This window comes from Acinetobacter sp. yr461 (assembly GCF_900110445.1).
GTDB classification, from domain to species: domain Bacteria; phylum Pseudomonadota; class Gammaproteobacteria; order Pseudomonadales; family Moraxellaceae; genus Acinetobacter; species Acinetobacter calcoaceticus.
Genome location: NZ_FODU01000013.1, coordinates 43578 through 61190, shown reverse-complemented (window position 1 = coordinate 61190; position 17613 = coordinate 43578). Strand labels below are relative to the sequence as shown.

Sequence of the window (17613 nt, the reverse complement as noted above, 5' to 3'; positions counted from 1 at the left end):
TAGAAGTCTCTTTTTAAATGCAGTCGGAATGTTTTTTCAAAGCTTTACGTGCGTAATAAGCAAAGTTCACTTTGTTACGTTTGTCGGTAGATACCCAGTCATGAGCTTCTGTGGCCAAATCGTGGGGGATAGGCTGAATTTGTCCAGCAGACATCGCTAGCAGTTGCAATTGAGCTGCACGTTCAATTAAAAGAGCCAAGTTGCAGGCTTCTTCAATGGTTTTTCCTGTGACCAGTTGACCATGATGAGACAACAAAACAGCACGGTTTTTACCCAAAGCAGAAGAAATCAAAATACCTTCTTCATTACCTACAGGAACACCCGGCCAATGGCCTACAAATGAGCAATCTTCGTAGAGTGCACAGACATCCATTTGAGAAATCATGAGCGGAATCTGAAGCATGGATAGTGCTGCTACATGGGTAGGATGCGTGTGGATAATGCAGTTCACCTCTGGGTGTTCTTTATAAATCCACGTATGAAAACGATTGGCTGGGTTTGCCATTCCTTCTCGATTGATTGGTTCTAAATCTTGATTAACCTCAAGCAAGTTTGAGGCAGTAATTTCATCAAAGCCTAAACCAAAACGTTGAGTAATAAAGGAATCTTTATTTTCACTACGACATGTAATTTGGCCCGCTAAACCAGCATCATGGCCATGATCAAATAAAATACGACAAGTGAGTGCAAGCTTTTGGCGGTCAGTTAAATCTGAATCGCTAATCCACTTTTGCATGTCTTGCTGTGCATGTTGCATCAGATCTTGTTTGTTTACAGAAGCAGTCTTCATCTCTTCTCCAGTCCAGTTGACCAAATTAAGTAGGTGAAGGCAGAATAGAAAACAACTGGATGAATCAATACATCCAGTTTTTATAAGTTATATGGTCCAGATGGGGCAGGTATGCTAAGACCTTGGCAAATACATTTTCGTATCGATGAAAGAGAAGAAAAAACAGTTTTTTTAAAACTGACCAACTTGATTAGTCAGGAGATTTTAAGTGGTCGCTTGGTGCAAGGGACTATGTTGCCTGGGTCTCGTAGCTTGACAAAAGAATTGGGAATTAATAGAAAAACCGTACAAGCGGTATATGAAGAATTAGAGGCTCAAGGCTGGCTTGTGACTCGTCCTCGAAAAGGCACATTTGTGGCAGATATTTTGCCGGAAAAGCAGCTCAAAATAGAGTCTGTAAATGAGCGGAAAGTTAATGATAGGCCAACTATTCAAGAAGTTACTTTATATCCACACAACGATGGCGTGCCTGACCCAAGGCTTATTCCGTATGAGTTATTTTCAAGAGCCTATCGGCATGCATTGATTAAAATTACCCAAAACCAGTACATGGGTTATGGAAACCCCCAAGGTATGATTGAATTAAGACAAGCCTTACAAAAAATGTTGTCGATGGAACGTTTTATGAGTGTTGCCGAAGATGAGATTTGTATTGTACGTGGCAGCCAGATGGGAATTTTTCTTGCATCCCGTGCATTGCCAAATCGACAGGGAGTGATTGTAGTTGAAGAGCTGTATTATCCCTCTGCTTTTAAAGCGTTTCAGTCAAATGGGTTTCAGGTCGTTTCTGTCAAATTAGATGAACAAGGTATTGTCATTGAAGATCTGGAATGGATTTTACAAGAACATTCGGTTGCCGCAATTTATACAACCCCACATCATCAATATCCCACAACTGTCACGATGCCAATGAGTCGCCGTCTTCAGCTCTTAGAACTTTCAAAAAAATGGGGTTTTTATATTATTGAAGATGATTATGATCATGAATTCCACTATGACAGTCGGCCTATGCCACCCTTAGCGAGTTTGCCTCATTCTGAGCTGGTCATTCATGTTGGCTCATTATCTAAGGTTTTTGCACCCGGTATTCGTTTGGGATACATCGTGGCATCTGCATCAGTCATTCAATCCATTACCGAAGATATTTTATTGATCGATCGACAAGGTAATAACATTACGGAACTTGCTTTAGCAGATTTAATGCAGCGCGGTGAAATCAAACGACATATTCGTAAAATGAAAAAAATATATCAGTTACGCCGTGACCATGCCTTAACTGAATTTAGCAGAGTTTTTTCAGGTGATGTCCAGATTCAACCTCCAGCAGGTGGAATGGCTTTATGGGTGAAATTCCAGAAATCTTTTACTAAAGGGCAAGCCTTAAAATTAGATGAACTCAACATGGATACAGAGCATAAGTTTAGACAGGATGATTCTTCTAATCGTTGTATTCGCTTTGGCTTTGCAGCTTTATCCGAGCAAGAAATTACTTCTTTAATCGAGAAGTTAAATGAGGTTCTTAATAAAAGAACAGCGGACTCATAATCCTTTGTTCTAATCTTAGTGCTGATTATCTCTGATAAGATAGCGCTGTTGTAAGATGAGAGCTTTGAATTACATCACTTTGAGCCAAATCGACAATGGTCCGTGCTACTCGTAAACACGGTGATAATTTCACTCCAATTGATCTTGATACTTTTGAATCTCTGAGACAAAGCTAAGCAGGAATGGTGTAATTTGTGACTTATATTGTTCAGTTTGTAGCATCTCAACAATTTGTTCAGGGGATTTGCTAAGAAGAGAGAAGCGTAAAAATAAATCTTCAAAAAAATTGCTACTCACTGTCGAAAGTACTCTTCTTAAAGAAACCAGCATATCGTCGCCGCGACTAGATGCATGAACTAGAACAATAGGTTTATCTATGATTTCAGTGCGTGAAACCATCCAGTCAATTGCATTCTTGAGACCGCCTGGAATACAACGGATATATTCAGGACTTGAGATGATAATACCATCTGAGGCAGAAACAGATTTGATAAATTCTTCAACTACAGCAGGCGTTTTTTCTCCCTCATCATCCGGAGAAAAGATAGGCAAAGTATTAATTTGATAGAAAACTGAAAATTCAATACTGGACGGTGCTATATCTTTCATTGCTCGTAATAGCGCTGTATTTGTAGATGCCTCTCTTGCACTGCCGGATATAGCCAAAATTTTCATAGCGTCCTCTTTGCCTTTTTATATAGGCAGTAATAAATTCTTTAATTAACAACTCATATAAATATTAAAAAAAAGCGGACTCACGATCCGCTGTTTAACTGATTTGTTAACTATTTCCTCGATAGGATAATGCTTCTGTAAGGTGAGAGCTTTGAATCACTTCACTTTGAGCTAAATCAGCAATGGTCCGTGCTACTCGTAAAACACGATGATAAGCACGAGCCGATAAATTTAAACGTTGCTGAGCCATTTCAATCATTCGCTGGGAAGTACTATCAAGTACTGCATATTGCTCAAGTTGCTTCGGTGAAAGCGCTTGATTTAAACAATTTTGTCTTTGCATTTGTTGTTCATAAGCTGAAATTACGCGTTGTCGAACACTACTCGAATCTTCAACCGGCGTTGGATCTTGTAGCTCTTTGGCCTTTAACGGTGGTACATCAATATGTAAATCGATACGGTCAAGTAAAGGTCCGGATATACGGTTTTGATAGCGCTTAATACTCTCAGGTGAACACTGACAACGACTATCTTGATTAAATGCATAGCCGCATGGACATGGGTTCATCGCCGCAATCAATTGGAAGTTAGCTGGATAAGTAATTTGCCGAGCTGCTCGTGAAATAATGATTTCTTTTGACTCAAGCGGCTGGCGTAAGACTTCTAATACTTTTCTATCAAACTCGGGGAGCTCATCTAAAAAAAGTACTCCTAAATGCGATAATGTAATTTCACCAGGTTTAGGGTGAGAACCGCCCCCAACGAGTGCAATCGCTGATGCTGTATGATGGGGCGCTCGAAATGGTCGCTGACCAAAAGTATGTGATGTATTTGAAATAGAATAAATGCTAGCAACTTCAAACGTTTCTTGATTAGTCAGAGGCGGTAAAATTGAAGGAAGCCTTGAGGCGAGTAAAGTTTTACCTGTGCCAGGTGGTCCTTTAAAAAGTAAGGAGTGCCCCCCAGCAGCAGCAATTTCGAGTGCACGGCGTGGGCGTAGCTGACCTTTTACATCTGCAAGGTCAAATTTATAAGGCATTTGGTTTGAAGTGGTTGTAGGCTCAGCCGAAGATAGAGACTTTGTGCCCAAAAAATGTTCACAGACTTCTTTTAAGTGGCTCACTGGATAACATTTAAAATCAGGTAAGTGGCTAATATCCTGACTATTATCAAGTGGTAAAAGCATTTTATGCTTGGCTTGTTGACACGCCATTGCCAAAGTTAAAGTACCTGACACTGGCCTTACATGACCATCAAGTGCTAACTCTCCAATAAATTCAAAATCTTCGGCACAGTTTTCTGGAAGCTGACCAGAGGCAATTAAAATACCTAAAGCAATTGGTAAATCAAGACGTGAACCATCTTTGGGCAAATCTGCTGGTGCAAGATTAATGGTCAGTCGTTTAGTCGGAAATTGAAATCCACTGTTAATAATCGCCGAGCGAACTCGGTCTTTACTTTCTCTTACTGCCGCTTCGGCTAGGCCTACAATGGTAAGAGAAGGTAAGCCTTGACTCACATGTACCTCTACTTCAATGAGAGGTGCATGTAAACCCAAAAGTCCCCGTGTATAAATTTTAGAAAAAGACATCTTGTTGTTCCATTATGGTGCTTCATTTTTAATCGTTGTAAAGTATAAGTGCGCTACATTGGTGCTTATTTTTTATTCTTTAAAGTTTCTTCTAATAGTTCCACTTGTTTTTGTAGCTCTGCTAAACGTTGGTTAGCCGATTGAAGGGCGGTCTTTTGGCGGTCAATTTCTTGTCTGGAAACAAGATCTAACTTTTCGACTGCTTCATTTAATAATGCACGTAAATTTTTTTCCAAATCTTTTTTAGGCTCATCAATTTGTTCCAGAATGGCCTGTAATAAAGTTTCTAGCATGAAATATCCAAAGTGTTGTATTACCTTATGGTTTACAGTTTACCACTGCTTGAAGGTGGGATATAGGTTTCAATTCTTTTAGTACAAATAGAACATTAAATCAGCATGTAAACATACTGAAAATTCATTTTATTTTTAATAGCTCATCTACATCTTGATCACTAAATAGGTTATAAAGAAAGTTCATGCAATAGATTCATTTCCCTCAACCTTTGAAATATTGGCATGAAAATTGAACATAAAACCTTACTGGTGAAAAGAAGCCGAAGGAAACAAACATGAAGCTTGTAACTGCAATTGTAAAACCGTTTAAATTGGATGATGTGCGTGAAGCGCTCTCTGACATTGGTGTACAAGGGATTACCGTAACTGAAGTTAAAGGTTTTGGTCGTCAAAAAGGACATACAGAACTCTACCGTGGCGCGGAGTATGTGGTTGATTTCTTACCTAAAGTAAAAATCGAAATTGCGATTAGTGATGAAATGGTCGACGCGGTAATTGAATCAATTACACGTGTAGCAAGCACAGGAAAAATTGGCGATGGTAAGATTTTTGTGACTAACCTGGAACAAGTAATCCGTATCCGTACGGGTGAAACTGGACCAGATGCTGTCTAATTGGCACAAAGCTTGCTGAGTAGAAAATAACTCGCAAATGAGGTTGGGGGACACGAATGAAAAAAATGCTTATGGCGCTGAGTCTATCAGGCGCTCTTTTGGGTGGTACTGCCGTTTGGGCAGAAGATGCTGTAACAACGCCTACATCGGAAGTTGCGGCTACATCAACATCTCAAGCTACTGCAACCACTGCAGAAGCACCAGTTGCTGAAACTCCGGCAGCTCCAGCACCAACACCTACTCTTGATACGGGTGATACCTCTTGGATTTTAGTTTCAACCGCATTGGTTCTATTAATGACCATTCCGGGGTTGGCATTATTCTACGGCGGTATGGTACGTAAAAAAAATGTACTCAGTACGATGATGTTCAGCCTGTCCGCTGCAATTTTAGTCAGTTTAGTGTGGGTGATTGCTGGGTATTCAATCGCGTTCTCTGGCACAGGTGCATTTTTTGGTGATTTGTCTAAAGCAATGCTAAACGGAGTCGCGTTTGATGCATTGAGTGGGACAATTCCTGAAAGTCTCTTTGTTATTTTCCAAATGACCTTTGCCATTATTACAGTTGCAATTCTAAGTGGTTCTATTGCAGACCGCATGAAGTATTCAGCTTTCATGGTTTTTATTGCAGTTTGGGTACTCGTAGTCTATGCACCAATTACTCACTGGGTTTGGGCGGCAGATGGTTGGTTATTTAAAGCAGGCGCATTAGATTTTGCTGGTGGTACAGTTGTACATATCAACTCAGGTGTTGCAGGTCTAGTTGCGGCTTACATGCTTGGAAAACGTATTGGCCTTGGCCGTGAATCTATGGCTCCGCATAACCTGACTTTAACTGTAGTGGGTGCAAGCTTACTTTGGGTAGGTTGGTTCGGCTTTAACGGCGGTAGTGCTCTAGGTGCTGGTGCTCGTGCAAGCATGGCAATTTTAGTGACTCAAGTTGCTGCCGCTGCTGCTGCGTTCTCTTGGTTAGTAGTTGAACGTATGATCCGCGGTAAAGCGTCTGTATTAGGTGGTGCTTCTGGTGCTGTCGCTGGTTTGGTTGTGATTACGCCAGCAGCAGGTTTCGTCGGTGTAGGCGGTGCTTTAGTCATGGGCCTTATCGGTGGCGTAGTGTGCTTCTGGGGTATTACCGCACTTAAACGCTTACTTAAAGCCGATGATGCTTTGGATGCGTTTGGTTTACATGCTGTAGGTGGTATTGTCGGTGCGATTTTAACTGGCGTATTTTACAGTGATGAAATTATTAAAGCAGCCAACGTTACCTTAGCTCCAACCTTCGCTGGTCAATTATGGGTACAAGTTGAAGGTGTATTGGCAACCATGATTTACAGTGGTGTAGCGACTTTTGTAATTCTTAAAGTGATTGATCTTGTGATTGGTATCCGTGTTAACGCTGATGATGAACGCATGGGTCTGGATTTAAGCCAACATGGCGAACGTATTGAATAATTCGTAATATATCTGCTGTCTTAAAAGAACAGTCCTGCGCTGTGATCAAAGCGATGCTTTGATCTTGCTCAGGACTGTTTTTTTGTCTCATAGAATGCTGGTTCTGTAAGTGTAGAAATTTTGCTACACTAGCTCAAAGTAATCGACCCTATAAATCCGCTATGCATTGTCCATTTTGCAACGCCGCAGATAGTAAAGTCATCGATTCACGTTTAGCCGCCGAAGGCTGTCAGATTCGTCGACGTCGTGAGTGTGTAAGTTGCGGTGAACGTTTTACCACTTTTGAAAGCTATGAAGTGGTGATGCCCCGTGTGATCAAATCGAATGGAAAGAATGAACCTTTCGATGAGGCCAAGCTACGCCGTTCGTTAATGCATGCATTGCAAAAACGTCCGGTCACCCAAGAACAGATAGAAACTGTTTTAAGTGATATTCAATTGCAGATTCGCCGTTTAGGTGAGCGTGACGTGAAGTCTAGAACAATTGGCGAAGTCGTCATGCAATCTCTATTTGCACTCGACCATGTCGCTTATGTTCGATTTGCTTCTGTTTATCAAGATTTTCAGGATGTTGAAGCTTTTCGCCGTCAAATTGAGCAAATGCAGCAACGTGAACAATAATTATTTGAGATTTTTATGTCTGAGTTGAAAAAAGATCAATATTGGATGCAGCAAGCTATTGAACTTGCCAAACGAGGTCTATATTCGACTAAGCCTAATCCAAATGTTGGTTGTGTCATTGTCAAAGATGATCAGTTAATCGGTGAGGGCTTTCATCCTAGGGCAGGTCAACCACACGCAGAGGTTTTTGCCTTACGTCAGGCAGCTAAGCAGGCTCAAGGTGCAACAGCGTATGTGACGCTTGAGCCATGTGCACATTATGGGAGAACTCCTCCTTGTGCCGAAGCATTGGTTAAGGCACAGGTTAAAAAGGTAGTTGTGGCATGTCCTGATCCAAACCCACTTGTTGCGGGTAAGGGTGTTCAGATTTTGAAAAATGCCGGAATTGAAGTAGAAGTTGGCATTTGTGAAGATTTGGCAGAAAAATTAAACCAAGGTTTCTTAAAGGCGATGTCTACGGGCATGCCCTATGTACGCTTAAAAGTAGCTTCGAGCCTAGATGGCCGTACTGCAATGGCATCGGGTGAATCGAAATGGATTACCGGTGCAGTTGCACGTCAGGATGTACAGCATTGGCGTGCCATTTCAGGAGCAGTGATTACAGGGATTGATACTGTGATTGCAGATGACTGTCAGCTTAATGTACGAACTCTGGGCAGTGTTGATATTGAGACAATTGCACAGCCAAAACGGATTATTTTAGACCGCCAAGGTCGTTTGCCGCTTGCTGCTAAAATTTTAGAAAACCCTGAAACTGTGATGGTGATAGGGCCATATCGTCAAGAACTTGCTGATTTAGGCGTGATACAATTAGAAATTCAGCCTTTAAAAGTGCTGTTACAGACCCTATCTAAGCAATATCAAATTTATGATGTATTGGTAGAGGCCGGTGCAACATTATCTACTGCCTTTTTACAAGAAGGTTTGGTAGATGAGTTGATCAGTTATATTGCCCCGACATTATTGGGGAAAAGTGCAAGAGCCATGTTCAATGCAGAGTTTGAATATATGGCACAACAACTTCGTTTTACACTTCTTGATGTGACACAGCTTGATCAAGATATACGCTTAAGGTTAATCCCTACGCAAGAGAAAGTATGAATCCAGAGCCTTCGGTTTATCACAAACGTCGTCATGCAGCCCGTACGACAGACGAATATCTTTTCCATCAGCTTGTTCCTTACTTGGGTAATAAGCGCCGATTGCTCCATCTAATTTTAGAAGCCCTTGAAATTACAGGGACGCTGAATAGCAAGAAAAAGAATCCTCCGATTTTTGCCGATTTCTTTGCCGGCAGTGGTGTAGTATCTCGTTTGGCGCGTCAAAATGGTTACCGAGTGATTGCGAATGACTGGGAACCTTATAGCCATGCGTTAAATCATGCGATTTTAGCTTGTATTGATGCACCTGCTTTTAAAGAGCTAGGCGGGTATCAGAAGGCAATCGATTATTTGAATCGGTTACCTGAAGTTAAAGGTTGGGTAACGCATAATCTTTGCCCACGTAATGATGATATTTATGATCCAGCTCGTGACCGTTTGTTCTTTAAACGCCGTAATGGTATGCGTATTGATGCGATTCGCCAGCAGATTGCAACATGGCAATCTCAAGGTGCAATTAATGATGTAGAGATGAGTGCTTTGCTCGCACCATTGCTCTATTCAGCAAGTTTTGTCAGTAACACCAGTGGCGTATTTAAAAGCTTCCACCAAGGGTGGGGCGGACGTACACAAACTGCATTAGAGCGAATTGAATCATTACTTTGGTTAACACCAAGCCGTTTTTGCGAGATTGGTGACCGTAAACGTCCTGCTGCTGAAATGTGGTGTGTAGATTCACAGCATCTAGCAAATCAAATGAGTGGTTTTGAAGTAGATGTTGCCTATCTTGATCCACCGTATAACCAGCATGCATATAGTAGTAATTACCATGTTTTGAATGCATTAACTTTATGGGATCAGGTCGATTTACCTTCACCAGATACTAAAGGTTATAAGAGCGGAATTGATAGAGCTTGGCGTAAAGAGCGTCCAAGCCCATATAACTCTTCTAAATATGCGAAAGATGCGTATGAAAAACTACTTTCAACCATCAATGCCCGCTATATTCTGACCAGTTATTCAACTGATGGTAATATCGAGCCGAAAGATTTGCTTATGGCTAATCTGGAGCGGGGCAAAGTGACCTTGCTAACACAAGATGTTCCACGCTATCGAGTGAGTAAACAAAGACAGTCTGAACGTGCACGCGTGCTTGAGTTTATTGTGATTACTGATACTCATGCCAAGTCAGGACCACCATTACGTCAGTTATTAGGCCAGCTTTACCACTTCGCCGAGCTAGGTGGTGTAGATACTTCAGGTAATAGTACACAGCTCGCACTTTGGTAAGCGCTGCAATTTAAGCAGTGTAAAAAGATTTGGAGATTGAGCCATGTTTACAGGCATTATTGAAAGTTTAGGTAAAGTAGAAAGCCTGCAAAGCGTAGGTGGTGATGTGCGTTTACGTATTCAGACTGATCTGGATATGTCAGATGTACATTTGGGTGACTCAATTGCGACCAATGGTATTTGTCTCACCGTGATTGAATGGGGCGATAATTGGTATGCAGCTGATGTTTCTCGTGAAAGCTTGAACCGAACGACTTTGGGCCACTGGAAAGTTGGGCAACGTGTCAATGTTGAAAAAGCAATGTTACCGACAACACGCTTTGGTGGACACATTGTAAGTGGTCACGTTGATGGCGTGGGCGAAATTACCGTAGTACGTGAAGATGCTCGCTCAATCTATTATGAAGTGACGGCACCCGCAGAACTTGCTAAATATTTAGCGGAAAAAGGTTCTGTGACGGTAGATGGGATTAGTTTAACGATTAACCACTTACGTGGAAATATTTTAAGCTTGAACTTAATTCCGCACACAGCAGAACGTACTAACATTGGAACGTGGCAAGTAGGCAGCAAGGTCAACCTTGAGGTCGATGTTTTAGCGCGTTATATCGAGCGTTTATTGCTAGGTGACAAAGCTGCTGAACAAAAAACAGAGTCCAATATTAGTATGGCTTTTTTAGCTGAGAATGGCTTTTTAAAATAAAAAGCTAGATCATTAAAATAAAAAAACCGGACACATGTTCCGGTTTTTTTATTTTGAAAACTTAATGCTTGGTTAGAGTAACCAAGTGTGTGCCAACCCATGGCTTATTATGCTGAGTGCGAGTAATTGTAAAATCACGGGTTTCAGACTCACGTGTAAGTAAGATAGATAAAGAGTTAAAGTCGTTATGACTCATATAAAATTCTTGTGCTGAAAACGTCCATTGCTCACCCTGATTTAGCTGTTCAACTTGCTTTGAAATCTGATGCAGAATGTCCATCTCTTATCCTCATTAATTATCTTGAATAGCTACTTTTCATTCTTATAATTAATTGATCTATAAGAATAATCTATATGTCTATTCTGTGACATATACGTGTCACTTTTATGACAAAAGAAATATTTAAAGATTTACTTTTCTATTTTTTCATCAGAAAACTTAGAATTCTTTAAAATGTATTCAATTTCTTCTTGAGCTGCCGAATTTAGCTTGGCTCGGAAAGCCGTTACAGACTGTTCAATTAAGCTCTCAGCTTCAAGTTCTAAACGAATGCGTAAACTTTCAAGCTCAGATAAGATTTGATCATCGGTAATGCTAAGTTTTACGCCAGCAGAGTAATTGACTGCCGGTGTTTCAGGATTTTTCTGATAACGCGCGGTTTGCTCCGCAACCTCTTGTTCTAAATGACTACGTAATATGTGTAATGTTTCAGTCTGTTCATTAAACTTACGAATTTCGTCTGCTTGCAACTCCGCAGAATAAGCAGCTTCTGATGCACGTTTGTCAGCAAGTGCTTTTTCTAAAGCAAGTTGACGACGAATACGTGCTTGCTCAATGAGCTCTGCTTTGAGGTCTGCGTAGGCTTGTTCAATTTTTTGCTGTGATTCTAACTGCGCTTTTTCGTCATTTAAAACCCAAAGCTGAATAGGGGTTTGGGGTTCGAGTAGATCGCAAATACGTGCCAGATCCTGTTGATAGGTATGACGGACAGCTTCAGGCGCATTTAACCATCTTTTTTTAAAATCTTGCCCGACATTTAATGCCACCATGGTTCTCCTTGATCAACAGTATTTACATTTTAGCGCGTTATAATTTAAAGGTCCGCGGTTCTATACCCAAACGGCGATACATTTTAAATTTTTCTCGACCAATTTGCTTGGCTGTTTCATTATTTTCAACAATTTCTATAATGTGGCTAAAATGATCAACTTGATCAAGTGCATGATTGTTAAAATTAAATACTAACAAGCCTTGTTCAAGCGGTTGTTTAGCCGAAATACATACAGCAGCATCAGTCTGGTCAACACCATGCGCAATGAAACTGACAGGATCGAAATCCCATAATCTTTCATCAAGCATCTGTTGTAGTTGTACATCTGGACAATACCACCAGATTTTAGGATGCTTCTGTAAAATTTTTCGACATAAACGGCAAGCACTATCGACTTGCCGTTCTTCACTGGTTTCAAACAGATAAAAACTAACTTTAGCCATTCGTATTTACACGATTCGCTAAAAATTGCATGAGTAATGGTACTGGGCGACCTGTTGCACCTTTAGCTGGACCAGATAACCATGCTGTTCCTGCTACATCTAAATGAGCCCAACGATACTCACGTGTAAAGCGTTCAAGGAAACATGCAGCCGTAATCGCGCCGCCGTATGGACCACCGATGTTCGCAATATCTGCAAATGGTGAATCAAGCAACTCTTGATAATCATCAATTACGGGCATACGCCATACACGGTCAAATGATTGCTCGCCAGCTTGTTGGAGCTCGGCTGCTAAAGCATCATCTGGTGAGAACAAACCGCTGAGTACTTTACCTAAAGCGACTACACACGCACCTGTTAAGGTCGCAATATCCACCACTACTGCAGGATTGAAGCGTTTGATATAGGTCAATGTGTCACACAGCACCAAACGGCCTTCAGCATCTGTATTTAGAATTTCAACAGTTTGACCGCTCATGGTGGTCACAATGTCACCTGGACGAGTTGCTTTGCCAGAAGGCATATTTTCTGCTGCTGCAATTGCACCAACTACATGAATAGGAAGTTTTGCTTCGCATAATGCACGAATGGTACCCAGTACAGAAGCTGCACCGCACATATCGAATTTCATTTCATCCATGCCAAGGCCTGGTTTTAAAGAAATACCACCTGTATCAAAAGTTACGCCTTTACCAACGAGAACAACTGGAGCTTGATCAATCTGTGCTTGATATTCGAGAGTTACAATACGGCCCGGACGTTCAGATCCTTTACTCACTGCAAGAAAAGCATACATGCCTAAATCAGCCATTTGCTGCTCATTTAAAACAGTTACTTTGAGTAAGTCAGGGAATTCTGCCGCTAAAGCTAGAGCCTGTTCTGCCAAATATTCTGGGAAACAAATATTACCTGGGCGGTTGCCAAGGTCGCGTGCATAAGACTGTCCAGACTGTACAGCATGTACTAAAGCCAATTGTTGTTCATCTAGGCTAGTCGTTGAACTAATTAAATCAACCTGTTGTAACACAAATTCATTTTTTTTCGATTTAAACTCATCATAACCATAAGCTGCTTGAGTTAAGCTTAAAGCAAATAAATAATGGTGCTCGACAGGTAACGCAGCAATATCAATGGCGATATGCTTAAATTTATTTTGTGTCGATTTGATAATCGTTTGGGCAAGTTTAGCGAGCTTAACTGTCTGAAGTTCGGCTGTTTTTCCTAAGCCAAGTAATTGGCTGTGAGGCTGATTTGAAATCTGACCAAATAAAGGCAGAGTTTCATTGAAGTTGCCTTTAAATTGGGTAGCACTAAGAACGCTTTCTAGGTTATTGATTTGATATGTGTTGACGTTGCTTTGTAGCTGTTCTGAATCAACTAAAACCCACAAAGATTCATTAGATGTCTGTTCGGGAAAAGTTGTATAAGTTGTAAATTTCATGGCTGTCGTGATTGCCTATAGAAAGTTATGATGAATTAAAACATTGAAACACTTTCAAGCATAGCGTTGCAATGTGCGGTTTTATATTTTTAACATTCGGGTAAACTAGCAGTCGTCCCGATTAGCCTTTTGGAAGTATTACTTTGATTATTCGGCGTTATCTCGTCAAGCAAGTTGTCTCTACCTCATTGGTGGTCATTTCTTTATTGACCTTAATCATGATGGGTGGTCGTCTGATCAAATACTTTGGTGTGGCGGCGCAGGGGCGTTTAGATGCCAGTATCCTGTTTAGCATCATTGGATATCGTTTACCTGAATTTCTAACACTTATTTTACCATTGGGTTTTTTCATTGGTTTAATGTTGGTGTTTGGTCGTTTATATGTTGACCATGAAATGGCAGTACTAAACGGTAGTGGTGTGAGCCGTCATCAATTGGCGCGACTACTTATTCCAATGACACTGGTTTATATGGTTTGTCAGTCTGTGCTTATGCTCTGGATGACGCCGTGGGGACTGCGTGAGTTTGAAAAATTAACCACCACCCAAGCTGTTCGTACAGGTTTCGATTTAGTTCGCCCAAGAGAGTTTATTTCTTCTGGACCCTATACGATTTATGCGGGTTCACTATCTGAAGATCGAAAAAATCTAAAAGACATTTTCTTTTATCAACGTGCGACTAAAGAAGATAAGCCAGATGTCATGATCTTGGCAAAAGAAGCGACTCGTGTAGAAGTTGCAAATGACACAGCCAATGTCGTTGATCTGGTGCAAGGCCGTCGTTATGAAATATTTCCGGGACAACCAAAATATACACAAGCAGAGTTTCAGTCTTATCGTCTACGTTTAGAAAATGACAAAGATGTTAAATTTGAAAGTGGTGATGTAGAAGCATTATCAACGACTAAACTCTTTTCAAAAACGAATGATCCAGTCATAAGAAGTGAGTTGGGATGGCGTTTGTTTGGACCATTCACCATTCTTATTGCTTTAATGCTTTCTGTGGGATTGTCTGAGGTGAGTCCAAGACAAGGTCGTTATTATCGTCTTATTCCGGCGGTTTTTATTTTTTCCAGTCTGATTGTATTAATGATTGCAATCAAGACTCGTATTAGTAAAGAAGAACTCGATATTTGGGCTTATCCTGCCGTGTTGGTAGTTTATGGCGTTGCAGCTGCCTTATTTTCACGTAAACAGAAGTTGGCACCTAAAATCAAGAAACAGATCAAGCGAGTGAAATTATAATGTTAGCACGTCGAATAGTCGCCAAATATGTGACGAAAACCACTGCGCTTGCAATGTTTGGCACCACAGTTGTTTTGTCGATTTTACAGATCTTATTTACGTACCTTGGCGAGTTGGGTGAACTCAAACCAGACTATAACGCATGGCAAGCTCTCATCTATGTGTTGTGGGGTGCTCCTCGTTATCTATATGAAATTTTGCCTATTTCTGCTTTGATTGGTGCTGTAATTGGTTTAGGGTCACTAGCAACCAGCAGTGAACTTATTGTTATGCGCTCTGCTGGTATTAGCTTATGGCGTATTGTTGGTTGGGTGATGCGCTCAGCTTTACTGCTTATTATTTTGTCGTTTGCTTTAAGTGAATGGGTTATTCCATATACCAATGAAAAAGCAGAAAGTGTTAAAAGTCACCGCTCTGTAGCTGCTTTAGGCGAAGTGAAAGGTTATTGGTCACGTGAAGGGCAGCGATTTATCTATATCGACTATGCTAACTCTCAGGGCAATTTAAAAGATATTCAAGTGGTCGACTTTGACCAGAACTATTACTTACAATCATTAATCAATGCTCAGCAAGGACAGTTCGTAAAAGATGGTCAATGGGCTTTGAAGAAAGCACAACAAATGGATATTTTGGCGACAGGCAATGCCATCAAGACTGACCATGACGAACAATCGCTTTCTTTAGCATTACAGCCTAAATATGTGCACATGGTGACTTTAGATCCTGAGGATTTATCACCAAGCCAACTTATTAGCTTTATGCGCTATATGGATGAATATAGTCAGGTTCCAAAGACCTATCAATTGGCTTTCTGGCAAAAAGTTGCCTCGCCATTTTCGTTGATTGCTCTGGTTCTCGTGGCATGTTCATTTATTTTTGGACCATTACGCCAACAATCGATGGGTTTCCGTTTGGTAATCGCATTGTTTATTGGTTTGAGTTTCTATTATTTGCAAGATTTCTTGGGTTATGCCAGCTTGGTTTATGCCCCATCTCCAGCTTGGTTTGTACTTGTACCTATATTATTAATGTTTGGTGCCGGAAGTTATTTGCTTTACCGCGCTCGCTAGTAATAATTGATATTTATGGTTTTCATCAATCGTAGATATTGGTGAAAGCCATAGGAATAAATAGAGTCTTGACCGAAAATTCGGTAAGATATTGTGACGAAATTGTAGACAAAAGAGAAATAGATTATGACGGATGCAACTGCTGGCAAGATCCCTCACGTTCTGGTCATTATGGATGGTGTTGGTCACCGTGAAGCGATTGAAGATAATGCTTTTCTTGCAGCAAAAACACCGAATTTGGCGGCAATGACAGCAAAGCATCCAAATAGTCTAATTTCTGGTTCTGGTGAAGATGTTGGTTTACCTGATGGACAAATGGGTAACTCTGAAGTCGGCCATATGAACCTTGGCGCAGGCCGTGTTTTGTATCAAGACTTTACCCGTATTACTAAAGATATTCGTACGGGCGACTTTTTTAAACATGAAGTGTTGATTGATGCTGTTGAAAAAGCCAAAGCCGCTGGTGGTGCTGTCCATATTATGGGGTTGCTCTCAGACGGTGGCGTTCATTCACATGAAGACCATATTGTGGCGATGTGTGAGCTTGCATTAAAGCGTGGTGCAAAAGTTTATTTACATGCTTTCCTTGATGGCCGTGACACACCTCCACGCAGTGCTCAGCCGTCTTTAGAAAAATTAGATGCATTATTCGCTCAATACCAAGGTCAAGGCCGTATCGCGACCATGATTGGCCGCTACTTTGCAATGGACCGCGACAACCGTTGGGATCGTGTTGAGCAAGCTTATCGCTTGTTGACGGAAGGTGAGGCACTTCGTACTGCGCAAACAGCAGTGGAAGGGTTAGAGTTAGCTTATGCAGCCAATGAAAACGATGAGTTTGTAAAAGCGACTCGTATTGGTGAGGTTGCTAAAGTACAAGACGGCGATAGCGTTGTATTTATGAATTTCCGTGCTGACCGAGCTCGTGAAATTACTCGCGCATTTGTAGAAAAAGACTTTGCTGGCTTCGAACGCAAAGTTGTACCAAACCTTTCTAAATTTGTCATGCTAACCCGTTATCAAGCTAGCATTGATGCGCCAGTTGCATACATGCCAGAAGCATTAAAAAATTCATTGGGTGAATATCTATCCTCTCTTGGAAAAACTCAGCTACGTATTGCCGAAACTGAAAAATATGCTCATGTAACGTTCTTCTTTAGTGGTGGACGTGAAGATGAATATCCGGGCGAAAAGCGTATTTTGATTCCATCTCCAAACGTTGCAACATATGACCTTAAGCCTGAAATGAGTGCTTATGAAGTAACTGATGAATTGGTTAAAGCCATTAATTCTGGCGAATACGATTTATTGGTTGTGAACTATGCCAATGGTGATATGGTAGGTCATACAGGTATTTTTGATGCTGCAGTTAAAGCAGTTGAAGCAGTCGATCTTTGTCTTGGGCGTGTCTATGAAGCGGTAATGGCAAAGAAAGGCCATATGCTGATTACTGCTGACCATGGTAACGTGGAACAAATGCAAGACTACGAAAGCGGTCAAGTTCACACTCAACATACAACGGAACTTGTACCGTTTATCTATGTTGGCCCAACACAAGCAACAATTGCAGAAGGTGGTGTGCTTGCCGATGTAGCACCGACTATTCTCAATTTAATGCAGATTCCTGTTCCTGCTGAAATGCAAGGGCGTAATCTGATTACATTATCTGCATAAGCCAAAGGTGATTG

19 protein-coding genes are annotated in these 17613 nt (G+C 41.1%); 10 read left to right on the top strand and 9 right to left on the bottom strand.

Translation table 11 applies throughout. The features are described 5' to 3' along the window. Window positions 1–13: 13 nt before the first annotated feature. A complete protein-coding gene (locus tag BMW38_RS15455; protein WP_092709666.1) occupies window positions 14–790 on the bottom strand; it encodes an aldolase in 777 nt (258 codons plus the stop codon). 111 nt (window positions 791–901) lie between these two features. Between BMW38_RS15455 and BMW38_RS15450 the strand changes: the two genes are divergently transcribed. After that, on the top strand, window positions 902–2335 hold the full coding sequence (locus BMW38_RS15450) for a MocR-like pyridoxine biosynthesis transcription factor PdxR (protein WP_092709663.1): 1434 nt from the start codon (window positions 902–904) through the stop codon (window positions 2333–2335). A gap of 25 nt (window positions 2336–2360) precedes the next feature. On the opposite strand, the gene BMW38_RS15445 is transcribed toward BMW38_RS15450, so the two are convergent. The 4 genes from BMW38_RS15445 to BMW38_RS15430 form a co-directional block, all read right to left on the bottom strand. Further along, entirely contained in the window at window positions 2361–2468 is a 108-nt protein-coding gene (locus BMW38_RS15445; protein WP_244524351.1) for a magnesium chelatase subunit ChlI family protein, read from the bottom strand. Continuing rightward, window positions 2465–3010: an NADPH-dependent FMN reductase gene (locus BMW38_RS15440; protein WP_092709656.1), complete on the bottom strand. Its 546-nt coding sequence runs from the start codon at window positions 3008–3010 to the stop codon at window positions 2465–2467. The genes BMW38_RS15445 and BMW38_RS15440 overlap by 4 nt, the downstream gene beginning before the upstream one ends. Window positions 3011–3116: 106 nt before the next feature. Further along, entirely contained in the window at window positions 3117–4601 is a 1485-nt protein-coding gene (locus tag BMW38_RS15435) for a YifB family Mg chelatase-like AAA ATPase (protein ID WP_092709653.1), read from the bottom strand. A gap of 65 nt (window positions 4602–4666) precedes the next feature. Beyond that, the gene (locus tag BMW38_RS15430; RefSeq protein WP_003654412.1) at window positions 4667–4894 is read right to left on the bottom strand and encodes an accessory factor UbiK family protein; all 228 of its coding nucleotides are present in this window, start codon (window positions 4892–4894) and stop codon (window positions 4667–4669) included. A 278-nt stretch (window positions 4895–5172) separates the two neighbouring features. Here BMW38_RS15430 and glnK point away from each other — a divergent pair, with 278 nt between their 5' ends. From glnK to BMW38_RS15400, 6 genes are all read left to right on the top strand, one after another. Next, window positions 5173–5511 carry a P-II family nitrogen regulator gene (glnK, locus tag BMW38_RS15425; RefSeq protein WP_000780326.1) on the top strand — a complete coding sequence of 113 codons (339 nt, stop codon included), beginning with the start codon at window positions 5173–5175 and terminating at the stop codon, window positions 5509–5511. 56 nt (window positions 5512–5567) lie between these two features. Then, window positions 5568–6962 (top strand): ammonium transporter, encoded by a 1395-nt coding sequence (locus BMW38_RS15420; protein WP_092709649.1) that lies wholly within the window; start codon window positions 5568–5570, stop codon window positions 6960–6962. A gap of 161 nt (window positions 6963–7123) precedes the next feature. After that, a complete protein-coding gene (gene nrdR, locus BMW38_RS15415) occupies window positions 7124–7582 on the top strand; it encodes a transcriptional regulator NrdR (protein ID WP_003654416.1) in 459 nt (152 codons plus the stop codon). A gap of 15 nt (window positions 7583–7597) precedes the next feature. Continuing rightward, on the top strand, window positions 7598–8683 hold the full coding sequence (ribD, locus tag BMW38_RS15410; protein WP_092709646.1) for a bifunctional diaminohydroxyphosphoribosylaminopyrimidine deaminase/5-amino-6-(5-phosphoribosylamino)uracil reductase RibD: 1086 nt from the start codon (window positions 7598–7600) through the stop codon (window positions 8681–8683). Further along, complete coding sequence (locus BMW38_RS15405; RefSeq protein WP_003654420.1) at window positions 8680–9972, top strand: DNA adenine methylase; 1293 nt, start codon at window positions 8680–8682, stop codon at window positions 9970–9972. Before ribD ends, BMW38_RS15405 begins: the two co-directional genes overlap by 4 nt. A 43-nt stretch (window positions 9973–10015) precedes the next feature. Further along, window positions 10016–10675 carry a riboflavin synthase gene (locus tag BMW38_RS15400; RefSeq protein ID WP_005037345.1) on the top strand — a complete coding sequence of 220 codons (660 nt, stop codon included), beginning with the start codon at window positions 10016–10018 and terminating at the stop codon, window positions 10673–10675. Between the two features lie 61 nt (window positions 10676–10736). On the opposite strand, the gene BMW38_RS15395 is transcribed toward BMW38_RS15400, so the two are convergent. The 4 genes from BMW38_RS15395 to BMW38_RS15380 form a co-directional block, all read right to left on the bottom strand. Beyond that, window positions 10737–10955 (bottom strand): hypothetical protein, encoded by a 219-nt coding sequence (locus BMW38_RS15395; protein ID WP_092709643.1) that lies wholly within the window; start codon window positions 10953–10955, stop codon window positions 10737–10739. A gap of 131 nt (window positions 10956–11086) precedes the next feature. After that, a complete protein-coding gene (locus BMW38_RS15390; RefSeq protein ID WP_092709640.1) occupies window positions 11087–11725 on the bottom strand; it encodes a cell division protein BlhA in 639 nt (212 codons plus the stop codon). Window positions 11726–11762: 37 nt separating this feature from the next. Continuing rightward, window positions 11763–12170: a DNA polymerase III subunit chi gene (locus BMW38_RS15385; RefSeq protein ID WP_004640645.1), complete on the bottom strand. Its 408-nt coding sequence runs from the start codon at window positions 12168–12170 to the stop codon at window positions 11763–11765. Next, on the bottom strand, window positions 12163–13611 hold the full coding sequence (locus BMW38_RS15380) for a leucyl aminopeptidase (RefSeq protein WP_092709637.1): 1449 nt from the start codon (window positions 13609–13611) through the stop codon (window positions 12163–12165). Before BMW38_RS15380 ends, BMW38_RS15385 begins: the two co-directional genes overlap by 8 nt. A 143-nt stretch (window positions 13612–13754) precedes the next feature. Between BMW38_RS15380 and lptF the strand changes: the two genes are divergently transcribed. The 3 genes from lptF to gpmI all read left to right on the top strand — a co-directional run bounded on the left by lptF (window position 13755) and on the right by gpmI (window position 17599). After that, on the top strand, window positions 13755–14855 hold the full coding sequence (lptF, locus tag BMW38_RS15375) for an LPS export ABC transporter permease LptF (protein ID WP_092709634.1): 1101 nt from the start codon (window positions 13755–13757) through the stop codon (window positions 14853–14855). Beyond that, window positions 14855–15925 (top strand): LPS export ABC transporter permease LptG, encoded by a 1071-nt coding sequence (gene lptG / locus BMW38_RS15370; RefSeq protein ID WP_092709631.1) that lies wholly within the window; start codon window positions 14855–14857, stop codon window positions 15923–15925. Before lptF ends, lptG begins: the two co-directional genes overlap by 1 nt. Window positions 15926–16051: 126 nt before the next feature. Then, window positions 16052–17599: a 2,3-bisphosphoglycerate-independent phosphoglycerate mutase gene (gpmI, locus tag BMW38_RS15365; RefSeq protein ID WP_092709628.1), complete on the top strand. Its 1548-nt coding sequence runs from the start codon at window positions 16052–16054 to the stop codon at window positions 17597–17599. Window positions 17600–17613: the final 14 nt, after the last annotated feature.